Annotated in this window: 12 protein-coding genes and 2 pseudogenes; 8 read left to right on the top strand and 6 right to left on the bottom strand. The window is 34.9% G+C overall.

The annotated features are described in order from the left end of the window. Positions 1-232: 232 nt before the first annotated feature. The 3 genes from yjeM to OEI98_RS02445 all read left to right on the top strand — a co-directional run bounded on the left by yjeM (position 233) and on the right by OEI98_RS02445 (position 6,985). Entirely contained in the window at positions 233-1,774 is a 1,542-nt protein-coding gene (gene yjeM, locus OEI98_RS02455) for a glutamate/gamma-aminobutyrate family transporter YjeM (protein ID WP_004402010.1), read from the top strand. 283 nt (positions 1,775-2,057) lie between these two features. Next, complete coding sequence (nifJ, locus tag OEI98_RS02450) at positions 2,058-5,585, top strand: pyruvate:ferredoxin (flavodoxin) oxidoreductase (protein ID WP_004402016.1); 3,528 nt, start codon at positions 2,058-2,060, stop codon at positions 5,583-5,585. 311 nt (positions 5,586-5,896) lie between these two features. Next, entirely contained in the window at positions 5,897-6,985 is a 1,089-nt protein-coding gene (locus OEI98_RS02445) for a VIT1/CCC1 transporter family protein (RefSeq protein ID WP_019907372.1), read from the top strand. Between the two features lie 204 nt (positions 6,986-7,189). On the opposite strand, the gene OEI98_RS02440 is transcribed toward OEI98_RS02445, so the two are convergent. Then, on the bottom strand, positions 7,190-8,326 hold the full coding sequence (locus OEI98_RS02440; protein WP_266039403.1) for a DUF4179 domain-containing protein: 1,137 nt from the start codon (positions 8,324-8,326) through the stop codon (positions 7,190-7,192). Positions 8,327-8,646: 320 nt separating this feature from the next. On the opposite strand from OEI98_RS02440, the gene OEI98_RS02435 reads away from it, so the two are divergent. After that, positions 8,647-10,083: an IS200/IS605 family accessory protein TnpB-related protein gene (locus OEI98_RS02435; protein ID WP_019907370.1), complete on the top strand. Its 1,437-nt coding sequence runs from the start codon at positions 8,647-8,649 to the stop codon at positions 10,081-10,083. Positions 10,084-10,447: 364 nt separating this feature from the next. On the opposite strand, the pseudogene ltrA reads toward OEI98_RS02435, so the two are convergent. The 4 genes and pseudogenes from ltrA to OEI98_RS02415 form a co-directional block, all read right to left on the bottom strand. After that, positions 10,448-11,858, bottom strand: a pseudogene (gene ltrA / locus OEI98_RS02430) (group II intron reverse transcriptase/maturase). Positions 11,859-12,315: 457 nt separating this feature from the next. Further along, complete coding sequence (locus OEI98_RS02425; protein ID WP_003871442.1) at positions 12,316-13,299, bottom strand: M42 family metallopeptidase; 984 nt, start codon at positions 13,297-13,299, stop codon at positions 12,316-12,318. Beyond that, positions 13,296-14,315 carry a M42 family metallopeptidase gene (locus OEI98_RS02420; RefSeq protein WP_004402019.1) on the bottom strand — a complete coding sequence of 340 codons (1,020 nt, stop codon included), beginning with the start codon at positions 14,313-14,315 and terminating at the stop codon, positions 13,296-13,298. Before OEI98_RS02420 ends, OEI98_RS02425 begins: the two co-directional genes overlap by 4 nt. Further along, positions 14,306-15,348, bottom strand: a pseudogene (locus OEI98_RS02415) (M42 family metallopeptidase). The gene OEI98_RS02420 and the pseudogene OEI98_RS02415 overlap by 10 nt, the downstream one beginning before the upstream one ends. A gap of 211 nt (positions 15,349-15,559) precedes the next feature. On the opposite strand from OEI98_RS02415, the gene OEI98_RS02410 reads away from it, so the two are divergent. The 4 genes from OEI98_RS02410 to OEI98_RS02395 are packed head-to-tail and all read left to right on the top strand — an operon-like array spanning position 15,560 to position 18,439. Then, positions 15,560-16,693 carry a hypothetical protein gene (locus OEI98_RS02410; protein WP_004402021.1) on the top strand — a complete coding sequence of 378 codons (1,134 nt, stop codon included), beginning with the start codon at positions 15,560-15,562 and terminating at the stop codon, positions 16,691-16,693. A 9-nt stretch (positions 16,694-16,702) separates the two neighbouring features. After that, a complete protein-coding gene (locus tag OEI98_RS02405) occupies positions 16,703-17,059 on the top strand; it encodes a GntR family transcriptional regulator (RefSeq protein WP_004402023.1) in 357 nt (118 codons plus the stop codon). Continuing rightward, on the top strand, positions 17,052-17,642 hold the full coding sequence (locus OEI98_RS02400; protein WP_004402026.1) for a hypothetical protein: 591 nt from the start codon (positions 17,052-17,054) through the stop codon (positions 17,640-17,642). The genes OEI98_RS02405 and OEI98_RS02400 overlap by 8 nt, the downstream gene beginning before the upstream one ends. Continuing rightward, the gene (locus OEI98_RS02395; RefSeq protein WP_004402028.1) at positions 17,642-18,439 is read left to right on the top strand and encodes an ABC transporter ATP-binding protein; all 798 of its coding nucleotides are present in this window, start codon (positions 17,642-17,644) and stop codon (positions 18,437-18,439) included. Before OEI98_RS02400 ends, OEI98_RS02395 begins: the two co-directional genes overlap by 1 nt. 136 nt (positions 18,440-18,575) lie before the next feature. Here OEI98_RS02395 and OEI98_RS02390 read toward each other — a convergent pair whose 3' ends face one another. After that, positions 18,576-18,962, bottom strand: coding sequence for a hypothetical protein (locus tag OEI98_RS02390; RefSeq protein WP_003867550.1), 387 nt, complete (start codon positions 18,960-18,962; stop codon positions 18,576-18,578). Positions 18,963-18,967 lie beyond the last annotated feature (5 nt).

Raw genomic sequence — 18,967 nt, 5'->3', positions numbered from 1 at the left:
TAAAAAAGTTTCAAAAAAAAAAATACTGTTTTTTCTTGCGATATTTTTCTTGATATTTATTTTTTCTATGAGTTATTTAAGGATGTATTAACAAAGGACAATCTGGATAAACTGTAAAAGAGAAACCATTGACAAAAATCTAAAAAAAGCTATATAATATGCGTTGGAATATTTTTGTATATATTAAAAAAATGTTGTAGTTAAAAAAAACGTGTAAGATGGAGGTTTTTTTATGACATCAAATGTAAACGATGCAAAAAAATTAGCTTTGATTCCCCTCATTTTAATGATCTTTACCTCGGTATTTGGCTTTACAAATATTCCTCGTTCTTTCTATTTGATGGGATATGGAGCTATCCCATGGTATATTCTATCAGGTATAACTTTCTTTATACCTTATGCCTTTATGATGGCAGAATATGGTTCAGCTTTTAAAGAAGAAAAAGGTGGCATATATTCTTGGATGGAGAAATCAGTAAACCCAAAGTACGCTTTTATAGGAACTTTCATGTGGTATGCTTCTTATATCATATGGATGGTAAACGTAAGCTCCTCTATATGGATACCTCTTTCCAATGCTTTATTCGGAAAAGACACTACTTCTACGTGGAACCTTTTTGGTTTAAAATCAACTCAAACTTTAGGACTTTTGGGGGTAATATGGGTAATCACTGTAACTTATGTGGCTTCTAAAGGATTAAAAAGTATTTCAAAGGTATCTTCTGTAGGTGGAACTGCAGTTGCTTTATTAAATATAGTCTTACTTTTAGGAGGTATATTTGTCCTAATCGCTAACGGTGGAAAAGTTGCTCAACCAATTATTTCAGCTCATTCATTTACTACATCACCAAATCCTGCTTATCAATCAACTATCGCCATGTTTGCATTTTTAGTTTTTGCTATATTTGCATATGGAGGATTGGAAGTAGTAGGAGGACTTGTAGACCAGACAGAAAAGCCAGAAAAGAACTTTCCAAAAGGATTATTGATTTCTGCACTGCTTATTTCTATTGGATATTCAATAGGAATTTTTATGGTAGGAACATTTACTAACTGGAAAGAAGTATTAGGCACTCAAAATGTCAATATGGCAAATGTAGCATATGTAGTAATGCAAAATTTAGGTTACAAAATAGGACAAGGATTAGGACTTAATGAAGCTACATCTCTTACTATAGGTGCTTGGTTTGCAAGGTATGTAGGATTATCAATGTTTTTAGCATTGAGTGGCGCTTTTTTCACTTTATCTTATGCACCTTTAAAACAAATAATAGAAGGAACTCCTGCAGAGTTATGGCCAGGTAAAATGGGTAAAATCGAGGGCGATATTCCTAAAAATGCTATGTGGGTGCAATGTGCAATAGCGGTTGTAATAATTATCCTTGTTTCTTTTGGAGGAGAAGCTGCAGCTAAATTTTTCGCAAAACTCATATTGATGACAAATGTAGCTATGACATTGCCTTATGTATTTTTATCAGGTGCTTTCTACTCCTTTAAGAAAAATAAACAAATCCAAAAACCTTTTGCAATATTTAAAACTGACAGCAGTGCACTTATAGCAACAATAATTGTTACAGCAACAGTGGCTTTCGCTAACTTCTTTACAATAATCCAACCGGCAATTAACGGAGACACAAACTCTACTATCTGGATGATTGTAGGTCCACTATTTTTCTCCATCGTCGCACTTTTAATGTATAGACGTTATGAAAACAGGAAAGAAGCTGCAAAAGGCAAAGCTATTCAGACAAAAATAAGACCAGGACACAGATAAAGAGGGCATTAAAAGCCCTCTTTCTAGTTCTATTTTTTGATATAGATTTATCATAAAAAAGTTTTAATTTTTTTGACGGTGTGGTATAATTATTATGTACCTGTTATATAGCTTTAATAAAAGCAAAAATCTAAATTAATACGGTCTGTTATACACTCTATAAATACCTGTTATATAATAAGATGAAATATTGTATACTGTGCTATATCAGGTACATCCTTCTTTGATTGGTGATTTTTTGACCATTTTATTTAATTATTTAAATAAGGAGAGGAGTAAAGAAATGGCTAAAGTAATGAAGACCATGGATGGTAACACAGCTGCTGCCCATGTGGCTTATGCTTTTACGGAAGTAGCTGCGATTTACCCCATAACTCCATCGTCTCCAATGGCAGAAGTTGTAGATGAGTGGAGTGCACATGGAAGGAAGAACATATTTGGTCAGCCGGTAAAAGTTATTGAAATGCAGTCAGAAGCAGGTGCTGCAGGGGCTGTTCACGGATCACTGGCAGCAGGAGCTCTAACAACGACATTTACTGCATCACAAGGACTTCTTTTAATGATTCCTAACATGTACAAAATTGCAGGGGAGCTTTTACCTGGAGTATTCCATGTAAGTGCACGTGCCGTTGCAACACATGCTCTTTCAATTTTCGGTGACCATTCTGACGTTATGGCATGCCGTCAGACAGGTTTTGCTATGCTTGCTTCTGGCAGTGTGCAGGAAGTAATGGATTTAGCAAGCGTTGCACACCTTTCTGCAATTAAAGGAAGAGTACCCTTCTTGCATTTCTTTGACGGATTTAGAACATCTCACGAAGTGCAAAAAATCGAAGTTTTAGATTATGAAGACCTCAAAAAACTTGTAGACTATGATGCTTTAAAAGCATTCAGACAAAGAGCACTAAATCCAGAACATCCTGTAACAAGAGGTACAGCTCAAAACCCAGATATATTCTTCCAAGGAAGAGAAGCTGCCAATAGATTCTACAATGCTATACCTGAAATCGTAGAATATTACATGAATGAAATGAAGAAATTAACAGGAAGAGAATATAAGCTGTTCAACTATTATGGCGCACCAGATGCAGAAAGAATAATAATTGCAATGGGTTCTGTGACAGAAACCATTGAAGAAACAGTAGATTACTTGTTGAAAAAAGGAGAAAAAGTAGGTGTCGTAAAAGTACATCTTTATAGGCCTTTCTCTATAAAACATTTCTTAGATGTAATACCAAAGACTGTTAAGAAGATAGCTGTACTCGATAGAACAAAAGAACCAGGTTCAATTGGTGAACCTTTGTATGAAGATGTAAAAACAGCTTTCTTTGACAGCGAATTGCGTCCAGTAATTGTTGGTGGTCGTTATGGTCTTGGTTCAAAAGATACTACACCTGCACAAATCATTGCTGTATTTGACAACCTCAAAGCTGATGAGCCAAAAGACCACTTCACAATAGGAATAATTGATGACGTGACCTTTACATCACTTCCTGTAGGAGAAGAAGTCGATACAACACCAGAAGGGACAACCAGCTGCAAATTCTGGGGATTTGGTTCTGATGGTACAGTTGGTGCAAATAAGAGCGCTATAAAGATCATAGGTGACAACACAGATTTATACGTGCAAGCATATTTCTCTTATGACTCAAAGAAATCAGGCGGTGTAACAGTATCTCATTTAAGATTCGGCAAAAAACCAATAAGGTCAACATATTTGATAAACAAAGCAGACTTTATCGCTTGTCATAAGCAATCTTACGTTTACAATTATGACATATTGGCAGGATTAAAAGATGGCGGTACTTTCCTTCTAAACTGCAATTGGAAAGTTGAAGAATTAGACAAGAAATTGCCTGCTTCAATTAAAAGATATTTAGCTAAACATAACGTTAACTTCTACATCATCAACGCTGTAGACATCGCAAAAGAAATAGGTTTAGGCGGAAGAATTAACATGATAATGCAATCTGCTTTCTTCAAACTCACAAACATAATACCAATTGAAGAGGCAGTAAAACACTTAAAAGAAGCTATCGTAAAAGAATACGGACATAAAGGCGAAAAGATAGTACAGATGAACTACGAGGCTGTAGATAGAGGTATAAATTCTTTAGTCAAAGTAGAAGTACCTGCTTCTTGGGCAGATGCTGAAGATGAGCCAAAAGAAGAAAGACAAGCACCTGATTTTGTAAAAAATGTTGCCGATGTAATGAATAGATTGGAAGGAGACAAACTTCCTGTAAGTGCCTTCCTCGGAAGAGAAGATGGTACATTTCCACCAGGTACTGCAGCTTATGAAAAACGTGGAATTGCTGTTGACGTACCTGAGTGGCAAATAGATAACTGTATACAATGTAACCAATGCGCTTTTGTATGTCCACATGCTGCAATAAGGCCCTTCTTGCTCACAGAAGAGGAAGTTAAAAACGCACCAGAAGGATTTAAAGTTAAAAAGGCTATTGGAAAAGGCTTTGAAGGACTATACTACAGAATTCAAGTCAGTGTCCTTGACTGTACAGGTTGCGGCGTTTGTGTAAATGAGTGTCCTGCAAAAGAAAAAGCACTTGTAATGAAGCCTTTAGAAACACAAATGGAAGAAGCAAAGAACTGGGAATACGCAATGACTTTATCACCAAAAGAAAACCCAATGAACAAAGAAACAGTAAAAGGAAGCCAGTTCGAAAAGCCTCTGCTTGAATTCTCAGGTGCTTGCGCAGGATGCGGTGAAACACCTTACGCTAAACTTGTCACACAGCTTTTTGGCGATAGAATGATGATAGCGAATGCTACAGGTTGTTCTTCAATTTGGGGAGCAAGTGCACCATCTACACCATATTGTACAAACCATGAAGGAAAAGGACCAGCTTGGGCAAATTCCCTTTTTGAAGACAACGCAGAATTTGGTCTTGGCATGGCATTAGCTGTAAAACAACAAAGAGCAAAATTAGCTGATATAGTAAAAGAACTGTTGGAGCTTAACATCACAGCAGAGCTAAAAGAAGCATTGCAATTCTGGCTTGACAACATGATGGACGGCAAAAAATCAAAAGAAGCTACCATAAAATTGTTACCAATACTTCAAAACTATAAAGCAGAAGACGCAAAAGTAAAAGAGCTTATTAATGAAGTACTTGAAAGAAAAGATTACCTCATCAAGAAGTCTCAATGGATATTTGGTGGCGACGGTTGGGCATACGATATAGGTTATGGCGGATTAGATCATGTACTTGCTTCGGGAGAAGATATAAACGTCTTAGTATTCGATACAGAAGTTTATTCAAATACAGGTGGACAATCTTCAAAGGCAACACCAGTAGGTGCAGTAGCACAATTTGCAGCAGCAGGTAAACCAATTGGCAAGAAAGACTTAGGAAGAATGGCAATGACATACGGATATGTATATGTAGCACAAGTTGCAATGGGAGCAAGCCAGACACAATTAATTAAGGCATTAGTCGAAGCTGAAAGCTATCCAGGACCATCTCTCATCATAGCTTATGCTCCATGTATCGCTCATGGCATAAAACAAGGTATGAGCTGCAGCCAATTAGAAGAAAAGAAAGCTGTAGAAGCAGGATATTGGGTTCTCTATAGATACAATCCGCTTCTCAAGAAAGAAGGAAAGAATCCATTCATCCTCGATTCTAAGCCGCCAAAACTCTCTGTTAAAGACTTCTTGCAGGGCGAAATCAGATTCTCAGCTCTTGAGAAGACTTTCCCTGAAAAAGCACAAAAGCTCTTTGAAGAAGCTGAGAAGCAAGCTCAAGAGAGGTATAAAATCTACGAAAGATTGGCAAAAGATGAATAAAAAGATGAATAAAAAATGGAGGGAACATTCCCTCCTTTTTTATCTCTGCAAAAGGCATGTGTGTAAAATTTTAGTAGGAAAAATAATATAGCTGACATTATGCACAAAGCGCGACGACCTACAAACTTGTGATACACACTGCAAATGTCTGTAACCATTAATATTAATTCTAATGTGGTATAATATATACGGGTGTTTGTCACTTTGGTAAATATATCATATGTAAAATTATATACACTAATATAGCATTCCATTTATTTTTTATTATTCTTGCTCATTTAAAATTTCACTCAGAAAGGACGGTATGGTAAATGAATCCTATAGACCAAGCTATCAGTTTTTACAAAGAAGAAGTTGAAGCTGCCGACCTTTATACATACCTTGCGAAAGTTGAGAAAAATCCACAAACTAAAAGTAATTTTGAAGCACTTGCAAAACTAGAGAAAGCTCACGCAAAATTTTGGCATCAATTTTTAAAAGACAGAAATATAGAAATTCCGGAAGAAAAATCTCGTAAATTTAGGCTTTTTACTTATAAAATTTTGAGAACTTTATTAGGAAGTAAATTATTCGTCACAATACTTGAGATGAATGAAACAACAAGTACCGAATCCTATTATCGCTATTTTAACGAAGCTTCTCTTACAGAAGAAGAAAAATTAATTCTATCAAAAATCATAGAAGATGAACTGGAACATGAAAAAATGTTTAGCAGACAAAAAGATAAATTCAGCATAGAAAACATAAGAGACTTTATACTTGGAATGAACGATGGTCTTGTAGAAATCTTAGGAACTGTAACAGGACTTTCAGCTGTTTATCCAAAAAGTCCCATTACTGTTGGCACTGCTGGCTTGGTAGTAGGAGTAGCTGGTGCTCTTTCTATGGCAATAGGTGCATACACCTCTGTAAGGTCTCAAAGACAAGTAAATGAGGGTATAAAAAAGAAAATGGAGCTTTTATTTAAAGTCTCAAAAGACAGGGCAAAAGAGGAATTTTTAAATAAACTATCCGAATCTGGTATACCAGAAGATGTCGGGAGAGAAATTGTAAACAAACTTAGTGACAATGAAGATGCCATGACAAATCTTTTAACTGAAGAGATTTCTGAAAACGAAATAAAATCTGCTCTATATACTGGTATCGCATACCTTGTAGGACTTGTATTCCCCGTTTTGCCTTACTTTATAATCACTTCATCCTCTTTAGTAGCTCTTGCATTTTCAGTAATTTTTGCAGCAATAGCACTTTCTATAGTAGGAATTATAGTATCTGTCGCTTCAGAAAGTCTGTCTATAAAAGGAAAGGTTTTAGAAATGGTAGCAACAGGCCTTGGAGCAGCAGTTTTATCATATCTCTTTGGAACATTAGTGCAAAAAGTATTTGGAATAAGTGCATAAAAAATAAGGAGGACGAAAATCCTCCTCATAAACTGTAGACAAAAAAAGAACAGTACAATAAAAAACTCATTAAAAAAGATGTTCAGGTAAAGTTACACAATACGGATAGGCGATATATGGCTGTTTTTTTGAACAGTTTATGGCTAAGAGAGAAACTATAAAAGAAGCTATAACCATCTACAGAGGTTATAGCTTTCCTAAATTTTACTTAATTACTTCCCTTTGTTTTACTCTCACTTTTACTTCTTTTCCCCCAATAAAATTAGGATAGTCAATGATTTTTAGTTTAATTGGATTGTCATAAGAAACGTTTGGTATCCTAATTAAAACTTCCTCTACTTTTCCTTCCCTTCCTCCATGAATCTCCTCCCCTAAAAAATGATATTTTTTCATAGATGAATCTTCAAATTCACTGTAAAAAGGACTATAAAGATTATTTGTATTATCTATTTTTTCAAGCGTAAATGCAAGCTGTATATCATTTTTATTGTACACTATATCATTTAACTTCAACTTTTCATCCGGTTTTTTTAAAATCATTTTATTCTTTAAATCTATAATTACCTCCGCCTTATCCTTATCAATTGCTTTAACTTTTGAAAAAGCTACATATAGTTCTTTTGGTTTTTTAAAATAATTACTTTGAAAATAAAGTATTATATTGTTGTCATCTTTTCTTGTACCAGATACCCCATTACTTATTTGGCCAAATATATCTCCTTTCTCATCCACAATTCCTATATCCGGATAACCAAGTATTTTTTTGCTGTTTAAAGGGTCATAATGAATATAAAGAGCAATACGTGTAGGATAAATAATGACTTTTTCAAAAGTAATTTTTTGACCATCTATTTCCATTGTTCTATTTACAGCATAAACTTCTTTTAATCCCTTAAATTTATTTTTATCTATGTGAATAGAAAAGTTAAATGTATTGTATTTTAGGCCTTTAAATTCGATACTTAAATTTAATACCTCCGGTATGCTATTGTTATCTCCCGAAAAAGCAATATCTATAAAACTTCCTTTTTCTACATTATTATTATCAAAACCACTCCAGCTTAAACTTATTTCTTCTAAAGGTTGATTCTTTTCATTGTATGCTTCTATATTCTTTAGTTCCAGTGATTTTCCAGATTCATTTTTGATGGAATAAAAGATTATAATGTGACTTTCATCAACGATAATTCCTCCTATCGTCACTTTTACTCCATCATATTCTTTTGAAATATTAAGAGGCTGTATAAAATCATTTCTTACTGCTAGATCTAGGCCTTTATCATATCTAATAAGATCTACAATTGCTTCAAAACCCGGTATTTGGCTAACATACGCTGCCACACAGACAAAGGGGACGGTTCCTCTCATCTGAACAATTTAGAATTCAGACAAAAGGAACCGTCCCCTTTGTCTGAGTTTAAAAAATGTTGATATTATCATAAATATCTTGTACAATGAAAGTAAGAACAATAAATTTTAACCTCTTCCCGAGGAGGTCAAAACAGTTGGAATTCATAATAAAAAATGATACAATTTCAATTGAGCGATGATGAACGTTATTAACTATAAAAAGTTAAGGAGCTTTATGATATAATCAGAATTACAGTAATAAACTAGGGAAAAGAAAGATTAATGACCCCAACAAAGGGGTGGTAAAAAGCATGATAGTAATACAGGCTAAACTCATTTTTCTAAACCAACAAGACAAACAAATAGTATTAGACTTAATGAGAAGATGGTCCTCCTGCATGAGATTTGCATATAAGAGACTTTTAGAAGGATATGATAGAAACACACTAAAAAGAGACCTTCAGGGAACATTTGACTTAAACTCAAGGTATGTAGATGATGCAATAATGAAAGCAGAAAGCGCATTAGAATCTGTCAGAGAATTAGGGAATAACCCAAAGAAGGTCATTTTTGGTGGGAAAAAGCTATTTAAAAAACTCCAAAAACGCCATATAAATGGAAAAGCGTATAAAAAATTAAAAAATAGGTGGCAAGAAAAAAGAAAAGGGAATCTCTATTCAAGAGGAGATAAAAGCAAAAAAGGTAATCTCAATACAAGGATAGAAGCAAAAGAAAATGGCACTTTTTTAAGGATAAATGTAGGAGAAAGAAAATATGTATATGCTAGAATAGAAGCAGGGTATAAAAAGAATAAGAGGAGAGAAGAACTCCTGCAGGAAATTGCCAAATCAAACATACCCTACTCTGTAGAATTAAAACTCAAAAATGGCAGTATGTACGCCTATTTTGCTATTGAAGAAGAATATCCAAAAATAAAAATAACAAAAGAAAAAGGAGTTATAGCAATAGATATAAATGCATATCCAGACAACATATCATGGGCAGAAACAGATGAAAAAGGGAATCTAATAAGCTATGATAAAATACCAATGCCAGAACTTGCAAGCGGAAATAAAGACAAAAAAGAATACTTCAGATGGCAGTATGCTCACAAGATAGTAAAAATAGCGAAAGAAAAAGGAAAAGCAATAGTAATTGAAGACTTAGAAATAAAAGAGAAAGGCAAAAGAGGAGACTTTTCAGGAAGAAAATCAAGAAGGATAAGACATAGCTTTAGCTATAAATCACTTCTTTCAAAAATAAAAGCACTAGCAAAAAGAGAAGGGATAGAAGTAATAGAAGTCAATCCTTCTTACACATCAATAATAGGAATGTTAAAATATGCACCGCAGTATATGATAACAAAAGATATAGCAGCAGCCTATGTAATAGCAAGAAGAGGATTGAGTAAAGAAGAAAAAATACCAGGCAATTATATAAAGTTTCTCAATGCATTGACTGTAGATGAACTGGAAGAATTAAAAGAACATGTAAAGAAAACAGTCAAAAACATACATTTAAAGAAAAAACATTTAAAAGAGATAAACAAAGCAATAAAACTCATACAAAGCCTTGAGAGTGAGCCAGGAAGGGGGCTAGAACCTCTGGATGGAACAAGTTTTAGTACCTATGATTTCTGGCAAGTTCTCAAGGTAGCGGTGGTAACTCCACTTTCTCCTGAGAAGGTGCTAAGAGACTTCTCTCCTCTGAAGGAATTACTAATTCAGGGCAAGTGGGGAGACCCGTAAGGGCGTGAGTTCCTGCTTCTTGGGGCAGGGGCTATGGCTTTCCCAAATACCGCCTGCTGGGGCTGGAAAAGTCTGAAGGGCGGACTACAAATACCCCAGCTATCTAAACTGTACAGTTTTGTACAGTTTGGGTAACCAGGGAGAAAAGATGTTTAAATTCAACCTTAAAAATCTCATCTGGGCAATATGAGGGCTTGTTCTACTCACAGTGGCTGTATTTTTTATAGTCAACTGGCTTGTAAATTCAAAAAATAGCACCTCTAGTGAAAATGCGTAAGTCCATAAATCGAGTAGGAGCTGAATAATTATTTTATTCAGCGTCCTCTCACACCACCGTACGTACCGTTCGGTATACGGCGGTTCATTAGGAATTGTGTACAATTAGATATCTTTGGGATAAACTCTTATAACCTATGCTTTCAAAGTATTTATTTGTAAGAGTCTTATTTAGGATTGGGCTATTGGATATTCTCCAGTAGCCTTTCCTTGTATTGGCGTATTCCCAGGCTTTTTGTTCTTCTACTCCTAGTTTTACTAAGTTATCATGCTTCGTTTTTATCTTCTTCCATTGTTTCCATATACATGCCCTTAGTCTTCGCCTTATCCATTCGTCAAGGGTTTTCATTATGCTTTTCGCGTCTGCTAATCCAAAATAGTTGACCCATCCTGTCGTTATTTGATTTAGTCTTTTTATTCTGTTTTCCATGCTTATTCCCTTGTTCCGATTTGTTATTTCTCTTACTTTTTCCTTAAACCTTTTGATGGATTTTTCATGGATTCTTATTCTTACTTCGTTTTCTTTTGTATAGAATGAAAATCCAAGAAATTTTCTTCTCCATGGTCTATCTACAGCACTTTTTGCTTCGTTGACTTTTAGTTTTAATTTGCTTTCTATGAATTTCTTTATGCTCTTCATTACTCTGTTTCCTGCAGACCTGCTTTTTACATATATGTTGCAGTCATCTGCATATCGGCAGAATTTATGCCCTCGTTTCTCAAGTTCTTTGTCTAGTTCGTCCAACATTATGTTTGCTAATAGGGGACTTAATGGCCCTCCTTGGGGTGTCCCTTCTTCTGTTGATACTTTGATTCCGTTTATCATTACTCCTGATTCTAGGTATCTTCGTATTAACTTTAGTACCCTTTTATCTCCTATCCGCTTTTCTAGTTTGGACATTATTATGTCGTGGTTTACTCTGTCAAAGAACTTTTCTAAGTCCATATCTACAACCCATGTGTATCCTTCATTTATGTATGCTTCTGCGGCTTTTATTGCGTCTTTTGCACTGCGTCCTGGTCTGAATCCATAACTGCTATCAGAAAATGTATGGTTGTAGACTTTATTTAGTATTTGGGCTATTGCTTGTTGTATTAGTCTGTCTAGTACTGTAGGTATTCCTAGTAGTCTTTTTCCTCCATCAGGTTTGGGAATTTCTACTCTTCGCACTGGTTGTGGTTTGTATTTCCCCTCCAGCAGTTGTTGTTTTATGGTTGCCCAGTTTTCTTTGAGATACGGTAGAAGTTCATCTACTCCCATCCCATCGACTCCATGGCTTCCTTTATTTGCAACAACGCTTGTATGCTGCTTCCATGTTCCCTCGTTCTACTATCATTTCAAGCATCTTGCCGGTATATCTTTGTACCTCGTTTCTTCCATCTTCCGACGCCGATGATATACTATGCACTTCCGTTGTCTTTTGAAATTCCATTTCTCTATTCAACGGATAGCCTCTTTGTTGAGTTGTCTGCAGTCTCTGCATATCTTTCGAGTCCATAAGATTTCCAAAACCTCCTAACGTTCGGTCCTTCCTTATCTATTCATGTCTAGATAAGTACTATGACCTCTGCTGACTTCTCAAGGTTCAGCCATACATCACTGCATGGGTTGTCACTTCAGATTTTACTCCCATGACTTATCCTTGAGACCTCCCCGGGTAAGAACGATAACTTTCATCTCATATATCTGCCAGATTTACTATATGGGATTCGGGTAGTGTTGGACTTCGTTTTGTTACGCAAACTCATCCATCCCAATTCAGCCTCTTATCTGGTTCTTGTTCATCAGACCGAGATTTTGCCTTAAGCTTCCTTCAGATTCCACCTCACGATGGACACCCTTGCTCTTGGCTAGTGGTTCCCACTACCAAGCCCACAGCGGACTTTCACCGCCTAGTTATCGCCCATGCCGGGCGCACATAAAAAGACCCCGCGTAAGAAGCAGGGTCTTTTGCTTTATTTTTCCAGTATTTTTATCAGGAGGTTAATACTTGCCTCCACATCATTTTTATCCACCATTTCTGAAACGCTGTGGACATACCTTGTGGGAATAGAAATCACTCCTGAAGGTACTCCCCCTCTTGAAAGGTGAATTGCCCCTGCGTCAGTACCCCCAAATTCTAGAATCTCTAACTGATACGGAATATTGTTCTCTTTCGCAGTTTCAATCATCATATCTCTTACAGAAGGGCTCACAATTATTGACCTATCCATCACCTTTATTGCTGCGCCTTTACCGAGAGCTACCGCCATTTTCTTCGCTTTAGGAGTATCTCCCGTTGCTGTAACATCAACAGCAATAGCAAAATCAGGATTAATACTGTAAGCGGCTGTAGTAGCTCCTCTCAAACCTACTTCTTCCTGCACTGTGAAGACAAAATACAGCTCATTTTCTGTCTTCACGTTTTTTAGCGCTTCAATCGCTACATAACAACCTATTCTGTCATCAAAAGCTTTGGAGACTAACCTATCTCCAGCTTCTACAAACTCCCCTACAAAAGCCCCACTATCTCCTATTCTGACAAGCTCTTCAGCTTCTTTTTTATCCTTTGCTCCTATGTCTATATAAAGCTTTTCTAGTTTAAAATCCTTTTTATCTTCCAAATGTTCTACTCCAATCACTCCTACTGTACCATTTTTAAACACAACTCTTCTTCCCACCAGATGCTCTACATAAACGCCACCTATCGTTGTAAACCTCAAGAAGCCTTCCTCTTCAATATGCGTAACCATAATGCCTATTTCATCAGCATGAGCAGCCACCATTATCTTTTTGCCCTTTCCCTTTTTCACACATATCATGTTGCCCATTGCGTCATGAGTAATTTCATCGCAAAAGCCTTTGACTTCCTCTTTTATAATCTCAAAAACCTTCTCCTCATTTCCCGAATGTCCAAAAGCCTGTGTTAGCTTTTTTATAAGTTCCACATTTACACTCATCCTAATACCTCCTCAATATTTTTAATCACTAAGTCTACAAGTTTAACTGTATTATCAAAGTCATTCAGATTAGCTACAGAATTGAAGGAATGAATATACCTGCAAGGTACAGATATAGCTACCGTCTTTATTCCTCCCTTTGTAAGGTGAATTTTCCCTGCGTCATTACCACCGCTAGCTATTCTTCTAAACTGATAGGGTATCTTATTCTTTTCTGCTATCTTGACGATTTTATCGATAATCTTTCTATCATACAAAGTAGTTCTATCCATAAGTGAAATCGCTAGTCCTTTCCCTAGTTCTGTAGAAACCAAATGAGGTTCTGAATCCACAACATCTGCAGCGACAGTGCCTTCTACCACTATTGCAAAATCAGGATCTACATTGTAAGCTGCTACACCTGCGCCTCTTAAACCAACTTCTTCTTGAACTGTAAAAGCTGCACAAACAGGATACTCATATGTATTCTTCAGAATTTCTATCAGCACGTTACAACCTATCCTATCGTCTAAAGCCTTTGCCTTAACGTATCCATCCCCCAAAAGTTCAAAATTTGATTCAAAGTAGACATAGTCACCGGGTGAAACGTGCTTTAAAGCTTCTTCTTTAGATGCTGCTCCAATGTCTATATAGAGTTCATCAAAGTCAAGAGGTTTTTCCTGCTCTCCTTTTTTCTGAAGATGTATAGGTTTTGCACCTATTACCCCGTTTATCTTCTTCTCCCCTACCTTTACTGCTTTGGCTACCAGAATACGGTTGTCAACTCCGCCCACAGGAGAAAAACTCAATGTCCCGTCTTCATTTACAGACTTCACCATTAAAGCAACTTCATCCATGTGAGCAGCCAGCATCACCTTTGGCTTTTCCTTTTTCCCTTTTTTGCAGGCTATTAAATTTCCAATTCTGTCTACATAAAGCTCATCCACATAAGGTTTTACTATTTCTCTTATTTTCTCTCTTACCTCTTTTTCATCTCCAGAAGCACCTAAAAGCTCAGTTAACTCCTTTAATAACATAAATGTCCCTCCAATTCCTCAGGCGGCAGATTGGCAATATAGTGTGCCAGCAGTCTGCCGCTTTCTATTATGTCTTTCATATTAGCAGTTTCCACAGAAGTATGCATGTACTTCAAAGGTATTGACACAAGCCCTGTAGGAACTCCTTTTTTTGACACCTGGATTGCCCATGCATCAGTGCCTGAATGCCCAGGAAGCGGCTCTATCTGATAATTTATATTGTATTTTTTAGCTATATCTACAAGCCCTTTATATACAGCAGGATGAATATTAGGCCCCTTCCCAATCGCAGGCCCTTTCCCTACCTCTATGTCTCGGCTAACTCCCCTCGCTTTCGCATGAGTCACATCAATCGCTATAGCTATATCAGGTTCAATATTGTAAGAAGAAGTCGTAGCTCCTCTTACTCCCACCTCTTCCTGAAGAGTGGCTACAGCATATACGTCGTGATAATGGTACACCTTCTTGAGCTCCTCAAGGCATACTGCCATCACCACAACCCCTGCTCTATCGTCCAAAGCTTTTCCCGAAACATTCTCATTCAAAAGCTCTTTAAACTCCCTTTTTACGGTTATTATATCTCCAATACTTACAAGCTTTTCTACCTCCTCCTTTTGAAGTCCAACATCCACATACATATCTTCAATCTTTATAGCTTTTTCCATGTCCTCAGAAGACAAAAGATGTGGTGGCTTACTTCCTATAACTCCCAACAAATCCTTTTTACCGTGAACTATAACTTCTTGGGAAGGAAGAGTCCTCTGATCAACCCCTCCTACTGTTGTAAATTTTATGAATCCCTTCTCATCAATATCTTTCACCATAAGGCCTATTTCATCTAAATGAGCTGCTAACATCACCTTGTACTTGCCTTTTGTGCCCTTCTTTTTAAAAATAAGATTGCCAAAATTGTCTTCTTTAACTTCATCTGAAATTGGTTCAAATTCTTTTTTAAGAGGTCATAAATTCCTCTCTCATGTCCAGAAACCCCGTAGCTTTCACTAAGCTTTTTTAATAAATCCTTATAATCCATTTTCTACCCCTTCCCGTATAGTTTTATTAAACCACCTTCAAATTTTAATGATTAACCTCTACAAGTTTATTATTTCTACATAGATCTTTAAATTCCTTCTTATTTTTTCTAGCTTAAAAATTGTTTTAATAATTTTTTAAAACTTATTGACAAAAAAGTTTTATAGTGTTATATAATTATATAACACTATAAAACTTTGGGAGGTCATTTTATGAATCAAAATTTAATTGAAACTATCGTATTTTTAGCGTCCTTTGTAGCTTTACTAACCGGTTTTATTTTCCTATTCTCAAGCAAAACTTCTAATCTCACAATTGTAAAAACTTTTAAAGAGAGCATTACTTTAAGAGTAATAGCATCAGGGATAAGCGTTATAATTGCTTGGCTTTCTCCATGGATTTCTTTAAAAGTATTGCTTTTTATTTTATCTTTTGTACTTTTAATAAGTATCTTCCCTATAAGAAAAGGGCTATCTTCTTCACTTTCAATTGTTTTACTCGTATTATTTATAATGGTAATTACCGTACCAATTTTAGGAATGGGTTTATTTTTTACTAATGTTAAGACAAAAACTATAAAAGACAATGGTACAAAAATTGATATTCCAGGTATTCATATTAATATTCCTCCAATAACTATCCCGAATAGTTCTAATGAAATTTCTGACTTACGCCCTCATGAAAATTTTCTGCCGGATAAATCAATTTCAGTAAAAGACATAGATAGCATATCTATTAAAGTCTCCTCAGAAATTGAGTTGGAACTTGTTGAAGGCGATACTTTGTCTTATCCTTCTCGATTAATAGAAACCGGAGATAATAAAGTTTTACATTTAGAAGAATTTTCCCCTATAAAAAATTCTACTTATGTTATAAAATTAGGTACATCACTTGAAAAAAACCTTGATATTGATTGTACATCAGTCAAGATAATTGGTAGTGGAAACATTAAAGACATTCATATAAACTCTGTTGGAACTACAATAAATGCTGATATTGTATCAGAAAATAACATTTATATAAACACTGTTGGTTTTGACTTGAATGGCAAATTAAAAGGTAAAAACTTAAATCTCAATACTACAGGGAGTAACATAAAAGGAGAATTAGATTTTGATAAAATCATATTAGACGCCACTGGTGTAAATATTGATATAAAATCAAAATTTAATAATTTTAATATAAATGCCACTTCTTTAAATGGAACACTTGAAATTTTAAATACTCCTGATGAAACTGGTGAATTTTATATAGATGCAACAGGCGGTTCTTTAAAAATTATAAACAAAAGCAAAGCTCCTATCGACATAAAAAATTCAGGCATTATAAAATTAATCAGAGAGTGATGGTGCAAAATGCTAAGAAAAATAGATAAACACAGTGGAGTACCTGCATATTTACAAATAGTAAACATGATAAAATCAGAAATTTTATTAGGTAACCTTCAAAAAGGCAGTCAACTTCCATCTATCAGAGATTTACAGGTGATATTTGACGTAAATATAAATACAGTTATAAAAGCTTTAGAAAAATTAAAAAACGAAGGATATATAGAGTCAGAGCAAGGCATAGGATATTTTATAAAGAAAGACATTGATGTAGAAGAAGGTGTAATAAAAATTATAAGAGAATGTGTCACAAAATTGAAAAACAGTCGTATAGACTATTATACTTCTATGTTAATTTTTGAGGAGGTCTGGAAAAATGAATGAAGTGATAAATAAAATGGATATTTATATACAGAAAGAATTAAAGGAGAAAACTGTAAGAATACTTTTTCTTACTTTTCTACTATTCATACCAGTAATATTAATCAAAACAATTGCACTTTTGTTTTTATCTGCCACTTTTATAGTGTATGATATAAGACATCAAAATGCAGAACTTTTATACTTCCTACCTTTTTCTAAAAAAGAATTGTTCCTTTACAATCTCATTTTCTTAAGCCTCGTTGTGATTGTAACCTCTGCTATTGAAGAAATATTTTTAGGAGTCCCTTTTATAAATAAATTTGAGCCTATTTTGAGAAGTTTAATACTTTTACTTGCAATATTTGGACTTCAAATGACTTTTTCAGGCTTTGAGATGGATGGATTAGGTTGGAGCGCTTTTATAGTTTTCTTAGATGCACTTTTCGGATATATGGGCACAACAGATATTAATAGCTTTGCCTTCAATCCTTACAGCCTGATAAGTTTTACTCGGCAGGGAAATTTACCTCTGTCCTTAATATTCTCGTCCCTCATTTGTCTCTTAGGCTTTTGGTCATATGTAATAAAAGGCGGTGAAAATTAATGTACACATTAGAAGTAAAGAATCTAAGTAAACAAATTGATGGAAAACAAATACTCTCCAATGTAACTTTTAAAGTAGAAGAAGGAGAAATAATGGCACTTGTGGGTCCAAACGGTGCAGGAAAAACCACAACATTAAAATGCATAATGAACGCAATAAAAAAGGATTCAGGCGAAATATTCATATTCGAAAAGCCTTTTCACCCTTCTATAAAAAAAGATATAGCGTTTGTTACAGAACACAGAAAAGTCTTTAACAACTTACAACTGGGAGACTATTACAAACTGTACAAAACTCTGTATCCATCATGGGATGATATGTTTTTTAAAAACTTTCTCTCCCGATATGGCTTTAACTTAAACGAAGAGATGCAAAAATTCTCAAGGGGTCAAAAAACCCTTATATTAGCGATATTAGCTTTTTCAACAAATGCAAAACTCATAATACTGGATGAGCCTACACAGCACCTTGACCCGGCTGCTAGGTTTGAACTTATAGAAATAATAAAGCAATACGTCAATGAAAAGAAGAGCACTATTTTACTTTCTTCTCATGAAATATTTGAATTAGAAGAATACGCCACAAGTTTTGCCATAATAAAAGATGGAAAAATACTATATACAGATTCCATTGATGAAGCGAAACAAAAACACAGAATAGTTAGCCTAAATGAAAACATAAAAGGGGCAAAAGTAATCGCAGTAATGAATAACGAAGTTTTAGTACAAACTGAAGAAGATATAGGTGAATATCCCCGCTTAAATCAAATAATTGTAGGCTACCTAAAAAGTACCTAATAAACAAGGTAACAATAAGAAATTTAAATTGATTTTCCTATAAAACATCTATTTGATTCTCCCCCTCTGAGATGTAAATCTAGCTCAGAGGGGTATTTTCACAGTTGGTGTACCAATTTATTTTTAAAGCTATTTCTTACTTCTTGCTGACTATAAAAATCAATGAATATCCTGCTACCACAGATAGTGCATTAATAACATGTCCTAGTACATAAGAAAGGTCCAATAAGATGGGATAAAAATACAAAAAAACTACTGCAAATAAGGGTAAAATAAAAGCCAATAGACATTTATAATTTATCATCCAATTCCCTTCTTTCTTTGTTTCACTTAAAAAGAAAGGAATTGTTAATAATATTCCTAAAACGAAATAAAAAATTAGATTACCCCACACAAGTATTATTTGGTTGTATGTAACTTCTGAAATACGGATTATCTTTTGTAACAATATGTTACCTACCATTAAATAAATATATATTAGCAATATAAAAAATATCTTAAACTCTACATTTTCTTCTTTCATTAACA

This window comes from Thermoanaerobacter sp. RKWS2, from assembly GCF_026240795.1.
Lineage (GTDB): Bacteria > Bacillota > Thermoanaerobacteria > Thermoanaerobacterales > Thermoanaerobacteraceae > Thermoanaerobacter > Thermoanaerobacter ethanolicus.
This window is presented reverse-complemented; position numbering and strand designations above follow the sequence as displayed.

Bases quoted from the DNA above. Each gene is read 5' to 3' on its own strand.
- yjeM (WP_004402010.1), top strand. From the start codon at position 233: ATGACATCAAATGTAAACGATGCAAAAAAATTAGCTTTGATTCCCCTC.
- nifJ (WP_004402016.1), top strand. From the start codon at position 2,058: ATGGCTAAAGTAATGAAGACCATGGATGGTAACACAGCTGCTGCCCAT.
- OEI98_RS02445 (WP_019907372.1), top strand. From the start codon at position 5,897: ATGAATCCTATAGACCAAGCTATCAGTTTTTACAAAGAAGAAGTTGAA.
- OEI98_RS02435 (WP_019907370.1), top strand. From the start codon at position 8,647: ATGATAGTAATACAGGCTAAACTCATTTTTCTAAACCAACAAGACAAA.
- OEI98_RS02425 (WP_003871442.1), bottom strand. From the start codon at position 13,299: ATGAGTGTAAATGTGGAACTTATAAAAAAGCTAACACAGGCTTTTGGA.
- OEI98_RS02420 (WP_004402019.1), bottom strand. From the start codon at position 14,315: ATGTTATTAAAGGAGTTAACTGAGCTTTTAGGTGCTTCTGGAGATGAA.
- OEI98_RS02410 (WP_004402021.1), top strand. From the start codon at position 15,560: ATGAATCAAAATTTAATTGAAACTATCGTATTTTTAGCGTCCTTTGTA.
- OEI98_RS02405 (WP_004402023.1), top strand. From the start codon at position 16,703: ATGCTAAGAAAAATAGATAAACACAGTGGAGTACCTGCATATTTACAA.
- OEI98_RS02400 (WP_004402026.1), top strand. From the start codon at position 17,052: ATGAATGAAGTGATAAATAAAATGGATATTTATATACAGAAAGAATTA.
- OEI98_RS02395 (WP_004402028.1), top strand. From the start codon at position 17,642: ATGTACACATTAGAAGTAAAGAATCTAAGTAAACAAATTGATGGAAAA.
- OEI98_RS02390 (WP_003867550.1), bottom strand. From the start codon at position 18,962: ATGAAAGAAGAAAATGTAGAGTTTAAGATATTTTTTATATTGCTAATA.